The sequence below is a fragment of the Franconibacter pulveris genome (genome assembly GCF_056780215.1).
Genome location: NZ_CM165555.1, coordinates 1,726,858 through 1,747,318, shown reverse-complemented (window position 1 = coordinate 1,747,318; position 20,461 = coordinate 1,726,858). Strand labels below are relative to the sequence as shown.

Annotated in this window: 19 protein-coding genes; 5 read left to right on the top strand and 14 right to left on the bottom strand. The window is 58.0% G+C overall.

Annotated elements, in window-relative coordinates:
- Nucleotides 1-14 precede the first annotated feature (14 nt).
- Entirely contained in the window at nucleotides 15-968 is a 954-nt protein-coding gene (gene rluC, locus ACU4F7_RS08270) for a 23S rRNA pseudouridine(955/2504/2580) synthase RluC (RefSeq protein WP_034882058.1), read from the bottom strand.
- Between the two features lie 572 nt (nucleotides 969-1,540).
- Here rluC and rne point away from each other — a divergent pair.
- Nucleotides 1,541-4,708: a ribonuclease E gene (rne, locus tag ACU4F7_RS08265; RefSeq protein WP_481638416.1), complete on the top strand. Its 3,168-nt coding sequence runs from the start codon at nucleotides 1,541-1,543 to the stop codon at nucleotides 4,706-4,708.
- Nucleotides 4,709-4,730: 22 nt separating this feature from the next.
- On the opposite strand, the gene ACU4F7_RS08260 is transcribed toward rne, so the two are convergent.
- A complete protein-coding gene (locus tag ACU4F7_RS08260) occupies nucleotides 4,731-5,723 on the bottom strand; it encodes a LysR family transcriptional regulator (RefSeq protein ID WP_481638415.1) in 993 nt (330 codons plus the stop codon).
- A gap of 70 nt (nucleotides 5,724-5,793) precedes the next feature.
- Here ACU4F7_RS08260 and ACU4F7_RS08255 point away from each other — a divergent pair, with 70 nt between their 5' ends.
- Nucleotides 5,794-7,020 carry an MFS transporter gene (locus ACU4F7_RS08255; RefSeq protein WP_029592509.1) on the top strand — a complete coding sequence of 409 codons (1,227 nt, stop codon included), beginning with the start codon at nucleotides 5,794-5,796 and terminating at the stop codon, nucleotides 7,018-7,020.
- 84 nt (nucleotides 7,021-7,104) lie between these two features.
- Here ACU4F7_RS08255 and flgL read toward each other — a convergent pair whose 3' ends face one another.
- The 11 genes from flgL to flgB form a co-directional block, all read right to left on the bottom strand.
- Nucleotides 7,105-8,064, bottom strand: a complete 960-nt coding sequence (flgL, locus tag ACU4F7_RS08250) for a flagellar hook-associated protein FlgL (protein ID WP_029592508.1) — start codon at nucleotides 8,062-8,064, stop codon at nucleotides 7,105-7,107.
- A 14-nt stretch (nucleotides 8,065-8,078) separates the two neighbouring features.
- Nucleotides 8,079-9,740, bottom strand: coding sequence for a flagellar hook-associated protein FlgK (flgK, locus tag ACU4F7_RS08245; RefSeq protein WP_029592507.1), 1,662 nt, complete (start codon nucleotides 9,738-9,740; stop codon nucleotides 8,079-8,081).
- 76 nt (nucleotides 9,741-9,816) lie between these two features.
- The gene (gene flgJ / locus ACU4F7_RS08240; protein ID WP_029592506.1) at nucleotides 9,817-10,773 is read right to left on the bottom strand and encodes a flagellar assembly peptidoglycan hydrolase FlgJ; all 957 of its coding nucleotides are present in this window, start codon (nucleotides 10,771-10,773) and stop codon (nucleotides 9,817-9,819) included.
- A 107-nt stretch (nucleotides 10,774-10,880) separates the two neighbouring features.
- A complete protein-coding gene (locus ACU4F7_RS08235) occupies nucleotides 10,881-11,978 on the bottom strand; it encodes a flagellar basal body P-ring protein FlgI (protein WP_024556693.1) in 1,098 nt (365 codons plus the stop codon).
- A gap of 11 nt (nucleotides 11,979-11,989) precedes the next feature.
- Nucleotides 11,990-12,688 (bottom strand): flagellar basal body L-ring protein FlgH, encoded by a 699-nt coding sequence (gene flgH, locus ACU4F7_RS08230; RefSeq protein ID WP_029592504.1) that lies wholly within the window; start codon nucleotides 12,686-12,688, stop codon nucleotides 11,990-11,992.
- A gap of 55 nt (nucleotides 12,689-12,743) precedes the next feature.
- Nucleotides 12,744-13,526 carry a flagellar basal-body rod protein FlgG gene (gene flgG / locus ACU4F7_RS08225; RefSeq protein WP_024556691.1) on the bottom strand — a complete coding sequence of 261 codons (783 nt, stop codon included), beginning with the start codon at nucleotides 13,524-13,526 and terminating at the stop codon, nucleotides 12,744-12,746.
- Nucleotides 13,527-13,542: 16 nt separating this feature from the next.
- Nucleotides 13,543-14,298, bottom strand: coding sequence for a flagellar basal body rod protein FlgF (locus tag ACU4F7_RS08220; protein WP_029592503.1), 756 nt, complete (start codon nucleotides 14,296-14,298; stop codon nucleotides 13,543-13,545).
- A 20-nt stretch (nucleotides 14,299-14,318) separates the two neighbouring features.
- Nucleotides 14,319-15,578 carry a flagellar hook protein FlgE gene (gene flgE, locus ACU4F7_RS08215; RefSeq protein WP_029592502.1) on the bottom strand — a complete coding sequence of 420 codons (1,260 nt, stop codon included), beginning with the start codon at nucleotides 15,576-15,578 and terminating at the stop codon, nucleotides 14,319-14,321.
- A gap of 24 nt (nucleotides 15,579-15,602) precedes the next feature.
- A complete protein-coding gene (flgD, locus tag ACU4F7_RS08210; RefSeq protein WP_481638414.1) occupies nucleotides 15,603-16,289 on the bottom strand; it encodes a flagellar hook assembly protein FlgD in 687 nt (228 codons plus the stop codon).
- Between the two features lie 11 nt (nucleotides 16,290-16,300).
- Nucleotides 16,301-16,705: a flagellar basal body rod protein FlgC gene (gene flgC, locus ACU4F7_RS08205; RefSeq protein ID WP_029592500.1), complete on the bottom strand. Its 405-nt coding sequence runs from the start codon at nucleotides 16,703-16,705 to the stop codon at nucleotides 16,301-16,303.
- 3 nt (nucleotides 16,706-16,708) lie between these two features.
- The gene (gene flgB / locus ACU4F7_RS08200; RefSeq protein ID WP_024556686.1) at nucleotides 16,709-17,125 is read right to left on the bottom strand and encodes a flagellar basal body rod protein FlgB; all 417 of its coding nucleotides are present in this window, start codon (nucleotides 17,123-17,125) and stop codon (nucleotides 16,709-16,711) included.
- 153 nt (nucleotides 17,126-17,278) lie between these two features.
- On the opposite strand from flgB, the gene flgA reads away from it, so the two are divergent.
- From flgA to flgN, 3 genes are all read left to right on the top strand, one after another.
- The gene (flgA, locus tag ACU4F7_RS08195) at nucleotides 17,279-17,935 is read left to right on the top strand and encodes a flagellar basal body P-ring formation chaperone FlgA (RefSeq protein ID WP_481638413.1); all 657 of its coding nucleotides are present in this window, start codon (nucleotides 17,279-17,281) and stop codon (nucleotides 17,933-17,935) included.
- A 92-nt stretch (nucleotides 17,936-18,027) separates the two neighbouring features.
- Complete coding sequence (gene flgM / locus ACU4F7_RS08190; protein WP_029592498.1) at nucleotides 18,028-18,324, top strand: flagellar biosynthesis anti-sigma factor FlgM; 297 nt, start codon at nucleotides 18,028-18,030, stop codon at nucleotides 18,322-18,324.
- A 4-nt stretch (nucleotides 18,325-18,328) separates the two neighbouring features.
- Nucleotides 18,329-18,748 (top strand): flagella biosynthesis chaperone FlgN, encoded by a 420-nt coding sequence (gene flgN, locus ACU4F7_RS08185; RefSeq protein WP_481638412.1) that lies wholly within the window; start codon nucleotides 18,329-18,331, stop codon nucleotides 18,746-18,748.
- Between the two features lie 137 nt (nucleotides 18,749-18,885).
- Here flgN and murJ read toward each other — a convergent pair whose 3' ends face one another.
- Complete coding sequence (murJ, locus tag ACU4F7_RS08180; protein ID WP_481638411.1) at nucleotides 18,886-20,421, bottom strand: murein biosynthesis integral membrane protein MurJ; 1,536 nt, start codon at nucleotides 20,419-20,421, stop codon at nucleotides 18,886-18,888.
- Nucleotides 20,422-20,461 lie beyond the last annotated feature (40 nt).

Genomic DNA, 20,461 nt, shown 5'->3' with positions numbered 1-20,461 from the left:
GCTGCCCAGTTGGATTACATGGCTTCGCGTAAGACCTTCAGGCAGTGGCGCAGTTGAGCATCCAGCGGCGCCTCAACCCGCATCGTTTCGCCGGTATGCGGATGTTCAAAGCGCAGCGCCGCCGCGTGGAGGAACAGGCGGTTCAGTCCGGTGCCCGCCAGTTGACGGTCAAATTCGCGATCGCCATACCGATCGTCGAAAGCGATAGGATGCCCGGCATGCTGCGTGTGCACGCGAATTTGATGCGTGCGTCCTGTAACTGGACTGCAGCGCACCAGCGTAGCATTGGCGTAGCGCTCTTCAACTTTAAAGCGCGTTTCGGAGGGTTTACCCTCCTGACTGACGCGCACGATACGTTCGCCGCTCTGCAAAATATTTTTCAGCAATGGCGCTTGCACGACTTTGACATGAGACTGCCATTGCCCGCGCACCAGCGCGAGATAATCTTTCTGCATCCCTTTCTCACGCAGTTGTTCGTGCAACGAGCGCAGGGCAGAGCGTTTTTTGGCTACCAGCAACACGCCTGAAGTATCACGATCGAGGCGATGCACCAGTTCAAGAAAACGGGCTTCCGGGCGCAACGCGCGCAGCCCTTCGATAACGCCAAAGCTCAACCCGCTGCCGCCATGCACGGCCGTGCCGGAAGGCTTATTCAGCACAAGAATATAATCATCTTCATAAATGATGACGTCGCTTAACGCCGCCACTTTTTGCAAATGCGGCGACACCGCTTCTTCTTCGCGCTCGGCCACGCGCACAGGCGGAATACGCACCTCGTCGCCCGCTTCCAGCTTATATTCCGGCTTGATGCGCTTTTTATTCACGCGCACTTCGCCTTTACGCAAAATGCGATAAATCATGCTTTTTGGCACGCCTTTCAGCTGAGTGCGCAAAAAGTTATCGATACGTTGCCCGGCTTCGTCAGCCGAAACCGCAACAATTTTTACGGATGGAGTCTCTGTTTTCATGGGGGGCGATTCTAAATAGAGCACGCTGATAGCGCCACACATTTTTATGTGCTTATACTTACTGGCAAACCGATTCTCACAGCTTATGTTTTCCGTGCCGGCGGTTAAAACGCCAGCAGGAAATCAGAAAGTTAAAAAACTGTGAGTAACCCGGTGATAAATGGCAAAAGTCAGCTTGCTATAACAAGCCTGGCAATGGAATAATGTTGCCGTTTTCCGTGTTGAGACTTGTTAAGACAAGGAATTTTGCGGAATTACCAGTTTTGCCTGAATGTCCATCCACGCAGCAATGGCGTAAGACGTATTGAACTTTCAGGCAGTTAGCGGGCTGCGGGTTGCAGCCTGGCCGGTAAATGGAAGCTTCTCTGGAGAGTTACTCCCAGGCTGTTCCTTTTTGATAATTGCGCTGTATTTCCAGTTGAAATACAGGCTACCGACACTCTGCGCCTCCTAAGCGTACGACAGCCGTGAGGTTGACGGCGTGAACAGTCACGAGGCCATCGGTTCACTCCCGGTCAACGTCACCATGCCCGCAGCTTTATCGTCAATGTAAGAATAACGAGTAAGTTACGATGAAAAGAATGCTAATTAACGCAACTCAGCAGGAAGAGTTGCGTGTCGCCCTTGTTGATGGGCAACGCCTGTACGACCTGGATATCGAAAGCCCGGGACACGAACAGAAAAAAGCGAACATCTACAAAGGCAAAATCACCCGCATTGAACCCAGTCTGGAAGCCGCATTTGTTGATTATGGCGCTGAAAGACACGGTTTCCTCCCGTTAAAAGAAATCGCCCGCGAATATTTCCCCGCTAACTACTCCGCCCATGGCCGACCCAACATCAAAGATGTACTGCGTGAAGGTCAGGAAGTTATTGTTCAGATCGATAAAGAAGAGCGCGGCAACAAAGGCGCGGCGCTGACCACCTTTATCAGCCTGGCGGGAAGTTATCTGGTGCTGATGCCGAACAACCCGCGCGCGGGCGGTATTTCACGCCGGATTGAAGGCGACGATCGCACTGAGCTTAAAGAGGCGCTCTCAAGCCTCGAACTGCCTGACGGCATGGGCCTTATCGTGCGCACCGCAGGCGTCGGCAAATCCGCCGAAGCGCTGCAGTGGGATTTAAGCTTCCGCCTGAAGCACTGGGAAGCGATTCAGAAAGCCGCTGAGAGCCGCCCGGCGCCTTTCCTGATCCATCAGGAAAGCAACGTTATCGTTCGCGCTTTCCGCGACTACCTGCGCCAGGACATCGGCGAAATCCTTATCGACAACCCGAAAGTGCTTGAGCTTGCGCGCCAGCATATCGCCGCGCTGGGTCGTCCGGATTTCAGCAGCAAAATTAAGCTCTACACCGGTGAAATTCCGCTGTTCAGCCATTACCAGATAGAGTCGCAAATTGAGTCCGCCTTCCAGCGCGAAGTGCGTCTGCCTTCCGGCGGTTCGATCGTTATCGACACCACCGAAGCGCTGACCGCCATCGACATCAACTCCGCCCGCGCCACCCGCGGCGGCGATATCGAAGAGACCGCGTTTAATACCAACCTTGAAGCGGCGGATGAGATTGCGCGCCAGCTGCGCCTGCGCGACCTCGGCGGCCTTATCGTTATCGACTTTATCGATATGACCCCGGTGCGCCATCAGCGCGCGGTGGAAAATCGCCTGCGTGAAGCGGTGCGCCAGGACCGTGCGCGCATCCAGATTAGCCACATCTCGCGCTTCGGCCTGCTGGAGATGTCCCGTCAGCGCCTGAGCCCGTCGCTTGGCGAATCCAGCCATCACGTTTGCCCGCGCTGTAGCGGCACCGGTACCATTCGCGACAACGAATCGCTCTCGCTCTCCATTCTGCGCCTGATTGAAGAAGAAGCGCTGAAAGAGAACACCAAAGAGGTGCATGCCATTGTGCCTGTGCCTATCGCCTCCTACCTGCTGAACGAAAAGCGCGAAGCGGTAAACGCGATTGAAAAACGCCAGGGCGGCGTACGCTGCGTGATTGTGCCTAACGATCAGATGGAAACCCCGCACTACTCTGTTTTGCGCGTGCGTAAAGGCGAAGAGACGCCAACCCTGAGCTATCTGCTGCCGAAGCTGCATGAAGAAGCCATGGCGCTGCCTTCTGATGAAGAGTACGCCGAGCGTAAACGTCCTGAACAGCCAGCGCTTGCTACCTTTGTGATGCCGGATGTTCCGCCGATGCCGCAGGAAAGCGCCGCGGTGGAGAAACCTGCCGCGCCGACCGTCGTCGTAGCCCAGCCGCCGGCGCAACCCGCGCAGCCTGGCTTTATGAGCCGTCTGATTGGCGCGTTTAAAAACCTGTTCGCCGGCGAGACCGCCAGCGAAGCGCCTGTTCAGCCGCAAGAGCAGAAAGCGCCTGCGCAGGAGAAACCGCAGGAGCGTCGCAACAACCGCCGTCAGGGACCGCGTCGCGATCGCAACGAGCGACCCAACCGCGAAGTCCGCGCTGAAAATGGCGAAGCGCGTGAAGCGGCTCGCGAAGAGAACCGCCGTAACCGCCGTCAGGCTCAGCAGCAGAATGGCGAAGCGCGCGAAACCCGCCAGCCGATTGTAGAAGAGGCGGAGAAAGCTAAACCGCGTGAGGAGCAGCAGCCGCGTCGCGAACGTAACCGTCGTCGTGCGGAAGAGAAGCGTCAGGCGCAGCAGGAAGTTAAAGCGCTGACCCGCGAAGAAGCGCCAGAGCAGGAAGCCGCCGAGCAGGAAGAACGCGTACAGGTGATGCCGCGTCGTAAACCGCGCCAGCTTACTCAGAAGATCCGCATTGAGTCCGCCGAATCCGCGCCGGTTGTTGAAGAAGAAGCGGTTGAAGCGGCACCGTCCGCCAGCACTGAAGTCGCCACCATTCCTCTGCCAGCGGTCGTAGAAAACGCAGCCGAGCAGGAAGATGCGGGCGAAGGCCGTGCAGATAACGCCGGTATGCCGCGTCGCTCCCGTCGTTCTCCGCGCCATCTGCGCGTGAGCGGCCAGCGCCGTCGCCGTTATCGTGACGAGCGTTACCCGACGCAGTCGCCAATGCCGCTGACCGTCGCCTGCGCCTCGCCGGAAATGGCCTCAGGCAAAGTCTGGATCCGCTATCCAGTCGCTCGTCCGCAGGATGAAGTGATGGAAGAGCAGTTCGAACAGGCTGCGCCGGACGTTGTTGAGACCCCGGCTGACGTCGCTGCCCCTGCCGCCGCCGCACAGCCAGCGCCGACGAGCGAGCCGGTAGTGGTTGAACCGGTTGCCGACGCGCAAGCCGAGGCGCCGCAGGAGCCTGCAATTGAAACGTCTCACCCGGAAGTAATCGAAAGCCCGGTTGATGCGCAACCGCAGCTTATCGAGCCGCGGGAAGAAGCCGTTGCAGAGCGCGTGATTGAAGAAGCGCAGCCGGCAAGCGAAGCAGAACACGTTCGCGAAGCCCAGGCGGCGGAAATGGCGGAAACCGCGCCAGTCGCCGAGCCGCAGGCGGAGCCGCAAGAAGAGGTGCAGCCGCGCGAAGCGAAGCCGCAAGAGCAGGCGAAGCCGGTTGAAGCAGCGCCTGTCGCGGCGAAACCGAGCGTTGCGGTTGAACGCAACCACGCCGCTGCGCCGATGACCCGCGCTCCGGCGCCGGAATACATCCCGGAGCCGCCGCGTCACAGCGACTGGGTTCGCCCGGCCTTCGATTTCAGCGGCAAAGGCGCTGCGGGCGGCCATAGCGCCACCCATCACGCCTCTGCGCCAGCGGGTCGTCCGCAGGCTGCGGAATAAGCCTTAAACCTGAAAAAGCCGGTCACTGACCGGCTTTTTTATTGCCTTCGATCCGCCGCATGCCTGCCAGCTCCGGCATCGCTTCGCGCATCAGCGACAGAAACTTTCGCAGCCTCGCCGGGTAATAGCGGGCGTAGGGATAAACCAGATACATTGGCAGCGGCGAAACCTGCCATTCAGGCAGCAAATGCACCAGCCGGCCCTGCGCCAGATCCTCCGGTACAACCCAGGCCGACACAATCCCTGCGCCAATCCCGTTCAGTACCGTCCGGCGTACCGCATAAAGGCTGTCGGAGCTTAAGCGCGGACTAATGGTAAAGGAGACGGGCTCACGGGTTTGTCCATGGGTCAACGTCACTTCCCGTCGATAAAAGGTGCTTAGCGCAACCCACGGCAGCGAAGCAAGCTGGCTCGGGTGCGTCATGTCCGGATGGTTGTTCAGCAATTCCGGCGTGGCCACCACAATGCGCGGCACTTCAGCAAGCGGCACGGCGATACAGGTCGGATCGATGTCCGGCCCCACATGAATGGCGCAGTCAATATTTTCACCAATAAAATCGGGCGATTTATCATTGAGCGTCCACTCTATCGCCAGCTTCGGGTGATGGTTAAGAAAGGTGGTAAGCGGCGCGATAAGCTGATCCTGGCCGAAGGCGTGAGGCGCTCGCACGCGTAAAATTCCGACAGGATCGTCCTCCGCGTTTTTCAGCTCATCCTCCAGCGCCGCCCAGTTGCCGATAATGCCCCTCGCATGCTGATAGCAGCGCTCGCCGTCGTCGGTCAGCTTCATGGCGTGGGTGGTACGCAGCAGCAGCCTGGCCCCCAGCAGATCCTCCAGCGTTTTCAGCCTGCGGCTCACGGTCGCCTGCGTTGTGCCAAGCTGTAAAGCCGCAGCGGAAAGCGATCCGCTCTCAATAATACGCACAAAGGTATGCATCAATTCTAACCGGTCTATACGCTCTGATGGCACGCTTTCTCTCCTGGTCATACGTCTGACGTATAACTGTTTTATCATGCCCTGCTCTACCACGCTACCCGATACGGGCCGACAATAAGCGCACATACCCCATGTTAAGGAACTCATTGTGAAACCTGCACACACCGCGCCGCAAACGGCCGCCGCTTCCCTGCCCGCCGGGCTTATCCTGGTGCTGGCGTTCGCCACGGGGTTAAGCGTGGCCTCCATCTATTACGCTCAGCCGATTCTGCCGCTGATGGGCGCCGCGCTTAAGCTTGATGTCAGCGAGATGGGGCTTATCCCCACGCTTACGCAACTGGGTTACGCGCTGGGCATTTTCTTCTTGCTGCCGCTTGGCGACCGCTACGACCGCCGCCATCTTATTTTGCTGAAATGCGCTTTGCTTGCCGTGCTGCTGGCGCTCTATAGCTTTTCAGCAAGCCTTACAGGGCTGCTCGGCTTAAGCTTGCTGGTGGGTATGGCCGCCACGGTGGCGCAGGATATTGTCCCCGCCGCCGCTATCCTCGCCCCTGCAGGCAAACAGGGCAAAATGGTCGGCACGGTCATGACGGGCTTGCTGCTCGGCATTCTGCTCTCCCGCTCGGTCAGCGGCCTGGTGGGCGCGGCGTTTGGCTGGCGTGTCATGTATCAGCTGGCGGCGGTCAGCATCGCCTTTATCGGCCTGCTGCTCTGGCGCGTACTGCCGCGTTTCGCCGCGCATTCTGAGCTTGGCTATCCGGCGCTGATGACATCGCTGGTAACGCTGTGGCGCCGCTACCCGGCGCTGCGTCAGGCGGCGTTTGCCCAGGGCTTTCTGTCGATTGGTTTTAGCGCGTTCTGGTCAATGCTGGCGGTCATGCTGCATAACAGTTACCACGTCGGCAGCGCCGCTGCTGGCGCCTTTGGTCTGGCGGGCGCGGCGGGCGCGCTGGCGGCTCCGCTCTCCGGCACGCTTTCAGACCGCTTCGGTCCGCAAAGAGTCACGCAGCTTGGCGCCGCGCTGGTCAGCCTCTCTTTCGCCCTGATGTTTACGCTGCCGCTCTTTGGCCCCGGCATGCAGCTCGCCATTATCGCGATTGCCGCCATCGGTTTTGATTTAGGATTGCAGTCAACGCTGGTCGCGCACCAGACGCTGGTTTATAGCCTGGAGCCCGCCGCACGCGGTCGCCTTAACGCCCTGCTGTTTACGGTGGTGTTTATCGGTATGGCGCTGGGCTCCATACTTGGCAGTAAAGCCTATACGCTTGCGGGCTGGCCTGCCGTGGTCGCCCTCGCCACTGTGGTAAGCCTGATAAGCCTTGGGATTCGCCTTGCGGGAAAACGCGCGCCGCTTAGCGCTGCGGCCACGCGCTGAAGATAAAAAAAGGCCCGCTCCGGGGTGCGGAAGCGGGCATATAAAGCATGCCCAGTTTCATGACATGCTCCAAATTTTTAATTTTTATTTATTTAGCTGAAACAGCGACATGCCCTGCATGTCGCTGAACGTTTTATAGGAAGCCTGAAGCGCCGCCTGCTGCATGGTGTACGAAGAGATAACCGCGTTATAGTCAACGTTTACCAGATCGCTCATTTGTTGAGTCAGCGTCAGTGTTCGGTCATCGCCTGAAGCATCAAGCGCCGTAAGTTCACTGAGTTGCGTTCCCAGTTCCGCGCGCACAGTTAACACATTATTGTAGGAGTTTCGCATTCCGCGGTTAGCGCTATCGATTACCGCTGTGAAGGCTTCACGCGCCGTATCGTCACCATCTTCAATCGGCGTTTTGAGCGCAGTAATTGCTTTATCAAGCGTTGCAAACATATCGCTCTGTACAGAACCATCTGGCTCTTTTACTGCGTTGCTGGTCGCGGTTTGAAATACTTGATTCCCGGTATGGCCGATGATCATGCTCCGCGCTGTATCGACAGTTTGGGTGATTGCCTCTTCCCCACCAGCATAAGTCACACCGCTTGCACCCTCGACAAAAGGCGCTGATTCGGTTTTATAGCCTGCAAAAATATAGCGACCATTACCATCAGTGCTGTTTGCCAGATTTAGCAGTTGATCTCGCAACCCTTGCAGGTCAGTCGCCAATGAAGCGCGGTCGTCATTACTGAGCGTACCATTGCCTGCATTAACCAGCTTTTCCTGTACGCCTTGAACTGCTGTTGTTACCTGCCCCAGAATATTCTCTTCTAACGAGACTTTCTGCGTAGCGAAAGTACGCGCAAGTTCATACTGACTGTTCTGCGCCTGCGCCTGTGAGACAACGACCGCCTGAGATGCGGCGATAGGATCGTCGGAAGGTCTGTTCACACGCTTGCCGGTGGACATCTGCTCGCCATAGCCAAGCCATGCGCTTTGGCTATCGGTAATGCCGCGCATGTTTTGCTGATACATCATCTGGGTGCTGATACGCATCGCGTTATTCTCCGTTAGCGAATCGACAGCAGAGCGTCGAACAGGGTGGAAGCGGTTTGTAACACTTGCGCGTTAGCCAAATAGTATTGCTGGAAACGCTGAAGGTTACCGTATTCTTCATCGAGGTTAACCCCCGAAATAGATTGCTGCTGGTTGCTAAGCTGCGTGACGACATTGCTTTGCGTTGTGCTGGTGACTTTCAGTGTGTTGGTCTTGTTTCCCACGTCACTGACCAGTGCGGCATAGGCGTCGTTAAACGTTTTATTGCCACCCACCGCTTTGCTGCTTTGCAGATTGAGTAATGCCTGGCCGTTACGGTTATCGCTTTCGCCCGCGCCCGCCTCGCCTGCGAGAGCAATTTTTGACTCATCTTTAATAGCGACGCTCATATTCACAATGGCGTTAACAACCGGTTTCACCGTAAAGGTATCATTCGTCGCCGCGCTGCCGCTGATATCAACCTTCAGGCCATCAAACTCAAGGCCAGTATAAGGACCGCCAGCCGGCGTCTGGGTTGCGGTTACGGTGGTATTGTCGGACAGACGCGTTACCTGCCAGTCGTTACCATCAAATACAACTTTGTAGTCGGTCGCCTGAACCTGGGAACCGTCAGTGATGGAAGCCGTCAGCGTAGCGCCTGGCGTCTTGCTGTTTTTACTGTTGCTCAGTACCGCAGGGCTACCAATTTCAAAGAAATCACCGCCATCTGCCCCGCTGGGATCAACACCTTTCTTATGCTGATTGTTAAATGCATCAGCAAAAGAGAGCGCCAGTTGGTTGAGAGAGTTACGCGTCTGATCGAGATCCTGAGAACGGAATGTCAGCATGCCGCCCAGCGTACCTGTTGTAATTAATTTCTCTGGAATCTCAATGTTGCCTGCGGTTTTGTCGACATAAGCAACCGTAACGCGAGACGGATCGTTGCTGGAAGACACTGCGGCAAGTTGATTCGCTGTGCTGCCCTGCACCAGTGAGTAGCCGTTACCGATAGAAATGTTATAAGTGCCGCTATCCTGCACGCTAACTTCTACGCCCACGACTTTATTGAGTTCGCTAACCAGTTGATCGCGCTGGTCAAGTAAAGCATTTGGCGAAGCGCCTGCTCCCGCTGCGGTCAGCTTAGAGATCTGATCGTTCAGATTCGCTATCTGTTTAGCGTAGTTATTCACCTGACTTACACTTGAGGAAACGGCTGTATTAACCTGGCTATTCTGATCACGCAGATATTGATCTGCCACTTTAAACTGGTTAACGAGGCCTTCCGCTTTACCCAGCAGAGTTTGACGTGCAGCCGGGTCCTCAGCGTTGCTTACCAGCGTTTGTAAGCTGGTGAAAAAACCCTGCAAAGAGGTTGAAACAGTATTGGTGCTGCCAGAGAACATATTGTCAATTTTTGACATTTGTTCATAACGTGACGTCAATCCGCTTCCCTGGCTTTCAGCACTGCGCAGCTGATTAGTAATAAACGCATCGTACTCACGCTGCACGCCAGAGACATAAACGCCATTGCCGGTATAGCCACCCGCGCCCAGCGTACTGTTGGCCGACGCTAAAATGGTGTTCTGACGGGTGTATCCCGCCACGTTATAGCTGGAGATGTTGTTGCTGACAGTATTCAGCGCAGCCTGGGCTGCGCTAAGGCCACTCATGGCGCTGTTAATTAAGCTACCGGACATGGGGGTTCCTTATGAACATTCTGACTCGGGGTCCTGTCGAGAAGTATCGGCAGGATGCGAAAAAACTTAAGCGGTTTCAGAAAAGCGTCGACAAATCGTTGTTGTAAGCTTTGCTCACTTTCTCGGACATCGATTTAAGCTGCTGAATCATCGACGTCAGCTTACGCGCGTAGTTCGGATCGGTCGCGTAGCCGGCGTTCTGCAACGCCTGCGCGCCCTGCTCCGCCGTCGCGGCGTTGGTCACCGCTTCGTAGCGCGGGTTGCGGGTCAGCAGCCCGACATAATCTGAAAGCGCTTCGAGATAAGAGCTGTAAACGCGAAACTTCGCTTTTACCTTTTTCGCTTCGCCGTTTTCATATTCGGTGGTGGTGATTTCCGTCACCGGCCCTTTCCAGCTCGACGTAGCTTTCACGCCAAAAAGGTTAAAGCTTGGCTCGCCGCTCTCGGTGCGAATTTGACGCTGTCCCCAGCCCGACTCCAGCGCCGCCTGGGCGAGGATAAGATGATGCGGAATGCCGCTTTTCTCGGCGGCGAGACGCGCAGGCAGGGAGAGCTGGGCGAGGAAGTCTTTGCTGTCGCCGGAGAGCGGCTCGTCATTAGAAGGCGCTTTCGGCACGGCGCTGCGCACGATTTGCGTCAGCGTCTGGTTGCGGTACGTATTTACGGTGTCGATATCAAACTTCATCGGCGCCGTCTGCACTGAGGCGTCGTCCGGCGCGCTTGCCTGCTGCTCGCCGCCCATCTGTTTCACCATCATGTCCGCAAGCCCAAGCCCTTTGCCCGACGTCATCTGCTGAGCAATCTGCTGGTCATACAGGCTGGTGTAAAGCCGCGTCTGATCGCTGCTGAACAAACCATCTTTCGGCAGCGCCTCACGCATGCTTTTTAGCATCATCTGCACGAACATCCCTTCCATCTGCCGGGCCACATCTTTGATATTGGCTTTTGGATCCTGGCCCGCTTTGGCTTTTAGTTCATTTAATGACTGCGCGTCCCAGGCCGCGCTGGTCATCAGTCGGGTGTCGTTCAGCATGAGACTGTCCTTTAAAAGTTAACCCGCTCTCGCGCTTTTACTGCCGCTCAGGCGGGAAGAACATAAAACTGCGGCCTTCACCCCAGAGGCGAAGGCCGTTATAGCACTTAGATGATTTCCAGTTTGGCGCGCAGGCAACCAGCGCTTTGCATCGACTGGAGAATCGACATCAGGTCGATAGGCGTCGCGCCCAGCGCATTAAGCGCCCGCACAACGTTGTTGAGGCTCGCGCTCTCGCGCACCGTCTGCAGCGAGCCGCCGCTCTGGCGCATATCGATTTGCGTCTGCGGCGTCACGACGGTCTGCCCGCCGCCAAACGGTGTATCCGGCTGGCTGACGTTCGCCTGACGGTTAACCGTGACGGAAAGATTGCCCTGCGCCACGGCGCAGGAATCGAGCATCACTTCGCGATTCATCACCACCGAGCCGGTGCGGGAGTTGATAATGACTTTCGCATCCTGCACCGCCACGTTCACCTCCAGGTTCTGGATATCCGCCAGCATGCGCACCTGCGAGCTGCCGCCCGTCGGCACGCGTACCTGCACGGTACGGGCATCCAGCGCAGTGGCGCTGCCGTAGCCGCGGGCGCGGTTGATGGTGTCGGAGATCTGCTGCGCCAGGGTGAAGTCTTCATTATTAAGCTGCAGGTTGATGGTGTTGCCATTACCGAACTGACTTGGCAACTCGCGCTCAATGATAGCGCCGTTGGTGATGCGCCCGCCGTTCACCTGGTTGACCTGCACGCTGCTGCCGCCTGCGGAGGCGCTCGCGCCGCCGATTAAAATGTTGCCCTGCGCCAGCGCGTACACCTGGTTATCAACCCCTTTTAGCGGGGTCATCAGCAGCGTACCGCCGCGCAGGCTTTTGGCGTTGCCCATCGAGGAAACCACCACATCGATGGTCTGCCCCTGGCGCGCAAAAGCCGGGAAGCTTGCGGTGACCATTACCGCCGCCACGTTTTTCAACTGCATGTTGGTGCCCGCCGGCACGGTGATGCCGAGCTGGGAGAGCATGTTGTTTAAGCTCTGGGTGGTGAACGGCGTCTGGGTCGTCTGGTCGCCCGTCCCGTCAAGGCCGACCACCAGGCCGTAGCCAATCAGGGAGTTTTCTCGTACGCCCTGCACGCTTGTCAGGTCACGAATGCGGTCCGCCTGCGCAAGCGTCGCGACCAGCAGAAGCATGACCCCGAATAGGGATTTAACCATGTGTCACCTCGTTACATCGGCGATAAGTTGAGGAAGAAGCGCTGCAGCCAGCCCATATTCTGCGCTTCGTTGATATAGCCGTTGCCGACATATTCGATTCTTGCGTCCGCCACCTGCGTGGACGGTACGGTATTGCTGCCGCTGATGGTGCGGGGGTTGACCACACCGGAGAAGCGGATGAATTCTGTGCCCTGGTTGATGGCTATCTGTTTTTCGCCCACCACGTGCAGGTTGCCGTTGGCCAGCACCTGATCGACCGTGACCGTCAGCGTGCCGCTGAAGGTGTTGCTGGCGTTGGCGCCGCCTTTGCCGTTAAAGGCGTTGGAGCCCGAGGAATCGACGTCGGCGCGCGCATTGCCGAACAGGCCTTGCAGGTAGCGCGGAACGGTATCTAAACCAAAGCTGGTTTTGCCGTCGCGGCTGGCATTCGCCGACGAGCTTTTGCTGGCGCTGACGTTTTCCTGCAACTGGATAGTCAGCGTGTCGCCGATATTGCGCGGACGACGGTCTTCAAACAGCGGCTGGTAGCCGTAGTTAATAGGCTGAACGGACTGGAAAATCGACCCGTTAACCACCGGCGCGGGCGCGGGCGCGGGCTGCGCGGTGGTAGCCCCCTGAACCAACGGGGTGGAAGGCACCCAGGCGCAGCCTGAAAGGGTCAGCGCGAGCGCAATCGCGTAAGGATAAAGTGGCGCACCGGTTTTTTGCATGGCATTCATCTTGAGTTCGGGTATCCGGCGCGGCTTACGCCGCGCCGAAGGGACCTTAGAGTTGCGTCAGTTTTTGCAGCATCTGGTCGGTCGTGGAGACCGCTTTACTGTTGATCTCGTAAGCGCGCTGCACCTGGATCATGTTTACCAGCTCTTCCGCCACGTTCACGTTAGAGGTTTCAACATAACCCTGATACAGCAGACCGGCGCCGTTAAGGCCCGGGGTGCTCTCGTTCGGCGCGCCGGACGCCTGAGTTTCGGTATAAAGGTTTTCACCGATGCTCTCGAGACCGCTGTCGTTCATAAAGGTGGTCAGGTTGAGCTGGCCTACCTGTACCGGGTTGGCCTGGCCCTGCTGCGTCGCGCTCACCACGCCATCACGACCAATGGTAATGCTCAGCGTATTCGCCGGAATGGTAATGGCAGGCTGAACCTGGAAACCACCCGCCGTCACCAGCTGGCCGTTCTGGTCAACCTGGAAAGAACCATCGCGGGTGTACGCCGACGTTCCGTCCGGCAACAGCACCTGGAAAAAGCCCTGACCTTTAATCGCAACATCTTTGCTGTTGTTAGTCTGGGAAAGGTTGCCCTGGCTGTGCAGACGCTCGGTAGCCACCGGGCGTACGCCGGTGCCTATCTGCAGGCCGGAAGGCAGCGTGGTCTGCTCGGAAGACTGCGCGCCTGGCTGGCGAATCGTCTGGTAGAGCAAATCTTCAAAAACCGCGCGCTGGCGCTTAAAACCATTGGTGCTGACGTTCGCCAGGTTGTTGGCGATAACGTCCATATTGGTTTGCTGGGCGTCCAGACCGGTTTTGGCGATCCATAATGAACTGATCATAGTGGCGTCCTGTTTCTTAACTTATTGACAGCAGCTGGTTAGCGCGCTGTTCGTTATCATTGACGCTGGAGATGACTTTCATCTGCATCTCGAAGCGGCGGGCGTTGGCTATCATGTCGGTCATCGCTTCAACCGGCTTGACGTTGCTGCCTTCCAGCACGCCTGGCATTACGCGTACCGTAGCGTCGGCCTGCAGCGCCGTGCCGCGCTGGGCCTGCGCCTGCGGGCTGACGCGAAACAGGCCGTCATCGCCGCGCACCACGTCACCCGCTTCGGCTTTCACCAGCTTCAGGCGGCCGACGGGCGCCACGGTATTCGCCGGATCGCCGGGGTTAAGCGCGGAAATCGTGCCGTCCGCCGCGATAGTGATTTGCGAGCCTTCCGGCACGGCAATCGGACCGCCCTCGCCCATGACCGGGTTGCCCTGAATGGTCAACTGCCCGGTCGGCCCGACCTGGATGTTGCCGTTGCGGGTATAGGCTTCGCTGCCGTCAGCGGCCTGCACCGCCAGCCAGCCATCCTGCTGCACCGCCACGTCCAGCGGACGCGAGGTGTAGTTGAATTCGCCCTGGCTCATATTCGCGCCGGGCGTCGAGGCCGTCACAAGCGTTCGGGTATTGAGCGAAAGCCCTTCCACCGGCACCGCGCGCAATGCGTTAAGCTGAGCGCGAAAACCTGGCGTAGAAGCGTTGGCGAGGTTGCTCGCCGTTACCGCCTGTTGGTTCAGCGTCTGGCTTGCCGCGCCCATCGCGGTATAGATTGCGTGATCCATTAAGCCCTTCCTTCACTCACTTAGCGCAGGTTAACCAGCGTGTTGAGGATCTGATCCTGCGTTTTGATCGTCTGCGCGTTGGACTGATAGTTACGCTGCGCAACGATCATATTCACCAGCTCTTTACTCAGATCGACGTTGGAAGCTTCCAGCGCGCCGTTGGTCAGAGAACCGAAGTTGCCGGTGCCCGCCGTGCCGAGCAGCGCCACGCCAGAGGCGTTGGAAGAAGCCCAGACGTTATCGCCCTGTGAGGACAGCCCTTCCGGGTTCGCGAAGTTCGCCAGCACAATCTGACCCAGCAGCTGCTGCTGTTCGTTAGAGTAAGTACCGACGAGGGTGCCGTCGTCGTTAATCTGGTAGCTCACCAGGTCGCCCGGCTTATAGCCGTTCTGGGTGGTAGAGACGATGTTGTTAGAACCCGTGTTCTGCTGCATGGAACCAAAGAAGTTCAGCGCGAAAGTCGCAGGCGTCGCACCGTTTATCCCGCCGGTGGTGACGTTAAAAGACGGCGGGTTGGTGACCGTGCCTGCGGCTGCGTCAGCGGCAGTCGCGGCAAGACCGGTCAGGGTGCCGTTTTCGTCAAACTTCATATAAGTATTGGCTGCGGTGCCGGCTACCCACGGGGTGTTAACGCTGGAATCCTGCGTGTAAACCGCCCAGGTGTTGGCGTCGGTTTTCACGTAGAAGACGTTCATGTCATGGGCGTTACCCTGGCTGTCGAATACGGTAACGGAACCTTTTTTGTTATAGGTATCGGAATCCGTCGGATCGAACGGGGTTTTGGTCGGCAGTTTGTCGGTGGAGTTCAGGTTAACCACCATTTCCGCCGTGGTGGTGGTTTTCGCCGCCATCAGGGTGTTCGGAACGGTCAGTCCTACCGGGTTTGCGCCCTGCTGAATAGTCGGCGGCGTGCCGGTTGCCGGGTAGCCGGTTAACTGCAGGCCCTGCATGTTCACCAGGTTACGGTTTTCGTCCATCTTGAACTGGCCGTTACGGCTGTAATAGACCGAACCGTTGCTGTCTACCAGACGGAAAAAGCCGTTCTGGCTGATAGCCACGTCCAGGGCGCGACCGGTATTGGTGGTCGTACCGTCGCTGAAATCCTGGGTAATGCCCGCCACTTTCACGCCGAGACCCGCTTTTGAGCCTGCGAACATGTCGGCGAAGGAGACAGAACCCGATTTAAAACCGTAGGTCGCGGAGTTGGCAATGTTGTTGCCAATTACGTCCAGGTTGGTGGCCGCGGCATTCAGGCCGCTGACCGCTTGAGAAAACGCCATGTCTTACTCCTGATAATGGTTGAATCAGATGATTTGTCTGACTTCGTCGAGGGTGGTGGTGCCGTAAGTACCTAAATCCAGCAGGCTGCCGTTGGCGCTCTTCGTTACGCCGTTGACCAGCGCGAAGTTGAGCGGCTGGGCGACCAGCTGCGTGCCGTTGCTGCTGGCGGAAATGGAGACGTTGTAAGCGTTATCCGGCGCGGTCGTTCCGTCGTTTAGCTTGCCGTCCCAGCTAAAGGTATGGACGCCCGCGCTCAGCCCGCCGAGTTCAATCGTGCGCACGACTACGCCGCTCTTATCAGTAATGGTGGCGGTCACTTTATCGGCAGCCTGCGCCAGCTCCACGCCAAACGGCGTAGTGGTTTCGTTACCGGCAAGAATGGTGGTGCCCGGAACCATGACGCCATGGCCGATAAGGGTGCTCGCCTGCAGCGACTGGTTGTTGTTGAGCTGACCGGAAACGGCGCCAAGCGTGGTGTTAAGTTTTTCAATGCCGCTCACGGTGCTGATTTGCGCAAGCTGGGTGGTCAGCTCGTTGTTCTGCAGCGGGTTGGTCGGGTCCTGGTTTTTCAACTGGGCCACCAGCAGCGTCAGGAAGCTGCTCTGCAGGTCCGAGGCGCTGCTGCCGGAGAGACCGTTGGCGCTGCTGGTGCTGGTCGCGCTGCTGATGCCGCTGTTAGTCGGGTCGTTAACGTTTACGGAAATCGACATGCCCTTCTCCTTTATTGACCGAGGGTGAGCGTTTTGAGCATCAGGGATTTCGTGGCGTTAAGCACTTCCACGTTAGCCTGATAGCTGCGGGAAGCGGACATGGTGTTCACCATCTCGCCGACCACGTCCACATTAGGCATGCGCACGTAACCCTTGGCGTCCGCCAGCGGGTTGCCTGGCTCATAGACCAGTTTGTCCGGCGCCTGGCTTTCCACGACGTTAGTCACCTTCACGCCGCCTGTCGGCGAGCCTGGCTGGGCGTCAACCTGAAACACGACCTGTTTCGCGCGGTACGGCTGACCGTCCGGTCCGGTAACGCTGTCGGCGTTTGCCAGGTTGCTGGCCGCCACGTTCAAGCGCTTGGACTGCGCGGTCATCGCGGAGCCGGCAATATCAAAAATATTCAGCAAAGCCATCCGTTATCCTCCCGATTGCAGCACTGACATCATGCTTTTGATTTGACCGCCCAGCACCTGCAGGTCGGACTGGTATTTCAGGCTGTTGTCCGCAAACTGCGTGCGCTCACGGTCCATATCCACGGTGTTGCCGTCCATTGCGGGCTGATCGGGGATACGGTAGAGCAAATCAACATTCGGCGCGGTGTTCGTCTGGGCAGGGATATGACGGGCGGAGGTCATCGACAGTGCAATGGAACTTCCTTCCGTGCGGCCCCGCTCCATCACTTTTTTGAGTTCACTGGCGAAATCAATATCCCGCGCCTGATAACCTGGGGTGTCGGCGTTGGCGATATTGGAGGCCAGAATCTCCTGACGCTGGGCGCGCAAATTAAGCGCTTCTTGCTGAAAGCGCAGCGCGGCGTCGAGTTTGTCGAGCATGATTCCTCCGCATAGCATGGTGATGATGCACAGCTTACTGGGTGAGCGCCCTCCCTTATCGTTGGAATAAGCGCAAAATGCGTCGCTATTTGTTGCCTTGAAGGAAAACGAGTGCGGGTAAAATCATCGCCATTCCGCTAACGGAGACGCGCCATGAAACGCCTGAAACTCTGCTGCGCAGCGCTAATGTTGCTAAGCTCGCCCCTGTTCGCCGGGACGCTGGAAGCCCAGCTGATGCCCTTTTTCGCCGCAAGGCTTGCCGGGATCAGCGATGAGGTCAGCGTAACGGTCAAAACCCCGGCCAATTTGTGGCCTGCCTGCGAGCAGCCGCAGTTCAGCCTGCCGGGCAATGCGCGGCTGTGGGGCAACCTGAGCGTGCAGGCGCGCTGCGGCGGCGATAAACGGTATTTGCAGGTATTCGTTCAGGCGACAGGCGAATATGTGGTGGCGGCGCAGCCGGTGGCGCGCGGCAGTCGGCTCGACAGCGCGTCAGTGCGTTTAATGCGCGGTCGCCTTGATCAACTCCCTCCCCGGGCGATGCTGGAGTTGAATCAGGCGCAGGATGCGGTTACGCTTCGCGACCTCGCGCCAGGACAACCGGTATTGCTTTCCATGGTGCGCCAGGCATGGCGAATCAAAGCGGGCCAGCGCGTGCAGGTTATAGCGCAAGGCGAAGGCTTTAGCATTAACAGCGAAGGTCAGGCGTTAAACAACGCGGCGGTTGCCCAGAATGCCCGGGTACGTATGGCTTCGGGCCAGGTGGTGAGCGGTACGGTCGGCTCTGATGGGAATATTCTGATTAGTCTATAATCTTCATAAAGATTCGCTGTCCACTGCCGATAAATAAGCAACACCTAAATGACAGGCTCTGCGCCGCGAGCCACCTCAATGAGGACTTAACAATGAGCAGCATTGAACGCACTTCGCCTTCTAAACCGATCAGCGCCGTACAGGCACGTGAAACCAACGAGGCCGCGCCACAGAAAACCCGTACCGAAAAAGCGACTGCCGCTAACAGCGCCAGCGTGACCTTAAGCGATGCGCAGGCGGCGCTGACGCAGCCTGGCGCAAGCGACATCAACGTAGAGCGCGTGGAAGCGCTGAAAACCGCTATTCGTAACGGCGAGCTGAAAATGGACACCGGCAAAATCGCTGACGCGCTGCTCCAGGAAGCGCGGAGTTACCTGCAGAGTAAGTAACGATATGAGTCGTCTGTCAGAAGTGTTAGACCAAATGACCGTTGTCCTGACCAGCCTTAAAGAGGTCATGGACGCGGAACAGCAGCAATTGTCAGCGGGCTATGTGAACGGCAGCGCGCTGCAGCGTATTACAGAAGAAAAAAGCTCCCTGCTCGCCACGCTCGACTATCTTGAGCAGCAGCGGCGCTCGCAGCAGGCTACCGCCTCCGCTAATGACGCTGACGCTCAACGCTGGCAGACGATTACGCAGAAAACGCGTCACCTGCGCGACATTAATCAGCACAACGGCTGGCTGCTTGAAGGGCAACTGGCGCGCAATAGCCAGGCGCTGGCAATCCTGAAACCACATCAGGAGCCGGGCCTGTACGGCGCCAACGGACAGACCGCCAGCGCGCAGCGCGGCGGCAAAAAGATTTCGATTTAACATTGCTATCAATGCAAAAGGCGCCTCAAAGGCGCCTTTTTTGTTGGTCAGCACAGGGCTAATGATGAAGGGAACCCGACACGCTGACCCGCGCAGCGCCGCGCGGGCAATAAAGCGTTATTCGCTATCGGCGCGCCTTACGCCGTGCGCCGCGCGAAATCCCTCACCCGGAAGCCCAGCAGCCCCAGCGTGATGAAGTAGGCCGCCACCCCGGCTACCACCACCGCCATCAGCCGCAGCAGGCGCCAGGGCATCGAGCCTGTCGCCCAGTCTGGCATGAACTGCATTATGCCGAGCAGCGCCGCGGACATGACGAGCACGGCAATCACCAGTCGCGTCAAAAATGCGCCCCAGCCAGGCAGCGGCGTGAAGATGTTGCGCTTGCGCAGCTGCCAGTAAAGCAGCGACGCGTTCAGACAGGCGGCAAGGCCTATCGAGAGCGAAAGCCCGGCGTGTTTCAGCGGACCGATAAACGCCAGGTTCATCAACTGCGTCATAATCAGCGTCACGATGGCGATTTTCACCGGCGTCTTGATGTCCTGACGCGAATAGAAGCCTGGCGCCAGCACTTTCACCACAATCAGCCCAATCAGCCCTACAGAGTAGGCGATCAGCGCCCGCTGGGTCATGGCGGCGTCAAAAGCGGTGAATTTGCCGTACTGAAACAGCGAAACGGTGAGCGGTTTGGCAAGGATGCCCAGCGCCACGGCGCTTGGCAGCGCCAGCAGAAAGCAAAGCCGCAGGCCCCAGTCCATCAGGCGGTTATATTCGTCATGGTTGCCGCTGGCGAAGCTTTTCGACAGCGAAGGCAGCAGGATAGTGCCGAGCGCCACGCCGAGCACGCCAGAAGGAAACTCCATCAGACGGTCAGCGTAATACATCCAGGAGACGGAGCCGGAAACCAGAAACGAAGCGAAAATGGTATTGATAATAAGCGAGATCTGGCTGACGGAGACGCCAAGGATGGCGGGCCCCATCTGGCGCAGCACGCGGCGCGCGCCCGCGTCGCGCAGGTTAATGCGCGGCAGCACCAGCATGCCGATTTTTTTCAGATGCGGAAGCTGATAGACCAGTTGCAACACGCCGCCGACGGTGACCGCCCAGGCCAGCGCCAGCACCGGCGGGTGAAAATACGGCGCGGCGAAAAGCGCAAAGCCTATCATGCTGACGTTCAGGAAGGTCGGCGCAAAGGCGGGTACCGAGAAGCGGTTCCAGGTGTTGAGGATGGCGCCGGCAAGCGAGGCCAGCGAAATCAGCAAAATATAGGGAAAGGTGATGCGCAGCAGCTGCGAGGTCAGCGCGAATTTATCCGCCGTATCGGCAAAACCCGGCGCAGTGACCAGGATGACCCACGGGGCGGCCAGCATTCCCGCGACGGTCACGATGGCCAGCGCCAGCGTCAGCAACCCGCTGACGTAAGCGACGAACACCCGCGTGGCGTCTTCGCCCTGCTTGCTTTTGTATTCGGCGAGAATAGGCACAAAAGCCTGTGAAAACGCCCCTTCGGCAAAAATACGGCGCAACAGGTTAGGCAGCTTGAACGCCACAAAAAAGGCGTCGGTGGCCATACCGGCGCCAAACACCCTCGCCACAATGGCGTCGCGCGCAAAGCCAAGCACGCGGGAAAACATGGTCATTGAGCTGACGGCGGCCAGCGATTTTAATAAATTCATCGGGTTGGTGGTCCACAAACACTAACGCCTGCAAAGCAGG

What these genes read in the sequence shown, in the direction of transcription:
- flgA (WP_481638413.1), top strand. Translation starts at nt 17,279, where the DNA reads ATGAAACGCCTGAAACTCTGCTGCGCAGCGCTAATGTTGCTAAGCTCG.
- flgC (WP_029592500.1), bottom strand. Translation starts at nt 16,705, where the DNA reads ATGGCTTTGCTGAATATTTTTGATATTGCCGGCTCCGCGATGACCGCG.
- murJ (WP_481638411.1), bottom strand. Translation starts at nt 20,421, where the DNA reads ATGAATTTATTAAAATCGCTGGCCGCCGTCAGCTCAATGACCATGTTT.
- flgG (WP_024556691.1), bottom strand. Translation starts at nt 13,526, where the DNA reads ATGATCAGTTCATTATGGATCGCCAAAACCGGTCTGGACGCCCAGCAA.
- ACU4F7_RS08260 (WP_481638415.1), bottom strand. Translation starts at nt 5,723, where the DNA reads ATGATAAAACAGTTATACGTCAGACGTATGACCAGGAGAGAAAGCGTG.
- flgL (WP_029592508.1), bottom strand. Translation starts at nt 8,064, where the DNA reads ATGCGTATCAGCACCCAGATGATGTATCAGCAAAACATGCGCGGCATT.
- rne (WP_481638416.1), top strand. Translation starts at nt 1,541, where the DNA reads ATGAAAAGAATGCTAATTAACGCAACTCAGCAGGAAGAGTTGCGTGTC.
- flgH (WP_029592504.1), bottom strand. Translation starts at nt 12,688, where the DNA reads ATGCAAAAAACCGGTGCGCCACTTTATCCTTACGCGATTGCGCTCGCG.
- rluC (WP_034882058.1), bottom strand. Translation starts at nt 968, where the DNA reads ATGAAAACAGAGACTCCATCCGTAAAAATTGTTGCGGTTTCGGCTGAC.
- flgM (WP_029592498.1), top strand. Translation starts at nt 18,028, where the DNA reads ATGAGCAGCATTGAACGCACTTCGCCTTCTAAACCGATCAGCGCCGTA.
- ACU4F7_RS08220 (WP_029592503.1), bottom strand. Translation starts at nt 14,298, where the DNA reads ATGGATCACGCAATCTATACCGCGATGGGCGCGGCAAGCCAGACGCTG.
- flgJ (WP_029592506.1), bottom strand. Translation starts at nt 10,773, where the DNA reads ATGCTGAACGACACCCGACTGATGACCAGCGCGGCCTGGGACGCGCAG.
- ACU4F7_RS08235 (WP_024556693.1), bottom strand. Translation starts at nt 11,978, where the DNA reads ATGGTTAAATCCCTATTCGGGGTCATGCTTCTGCTGGTCGCGACGCTT.
- flgB (WP_024556686.1), bottom strand. Translation starts at nt 17,125, where the DNA reads ATGCTCGACAAACTCGACGCCGCGCTGCGCTTTCAGCAAGAAGCGCTT.
- flgD (WP_481638414.1), bottom strand. Translation starts at nt 16,289, where the DNA reads ATGTCGATTTCCGTAAACGTTAACGACCCGACTAACAGCGGCATCAGC.
- flgN (WP_481638412.1), top strand. Translation starts at nt 18,329, where the DNA reads ATGAGTCGTCTGTCAGAAGTGTTAGACCAAATGACCGTTGTCCTGACC.
- flgK (WP_029592507.1), bottom strand. Translation starts at nt 9,740, where the DNA reads ATGTCCGGTAGCTTAATTAACAGCGCCATGAGTGGCCTTAGCGCAGCC.
- flgE (WP_029592502.1), bottom strand. Translation starts at nt 15,578, where the DNA reads ATGGCGTTTTCTCAAGCGGTCAGCGGCCTGAATGCCGCGGCCACCAAC.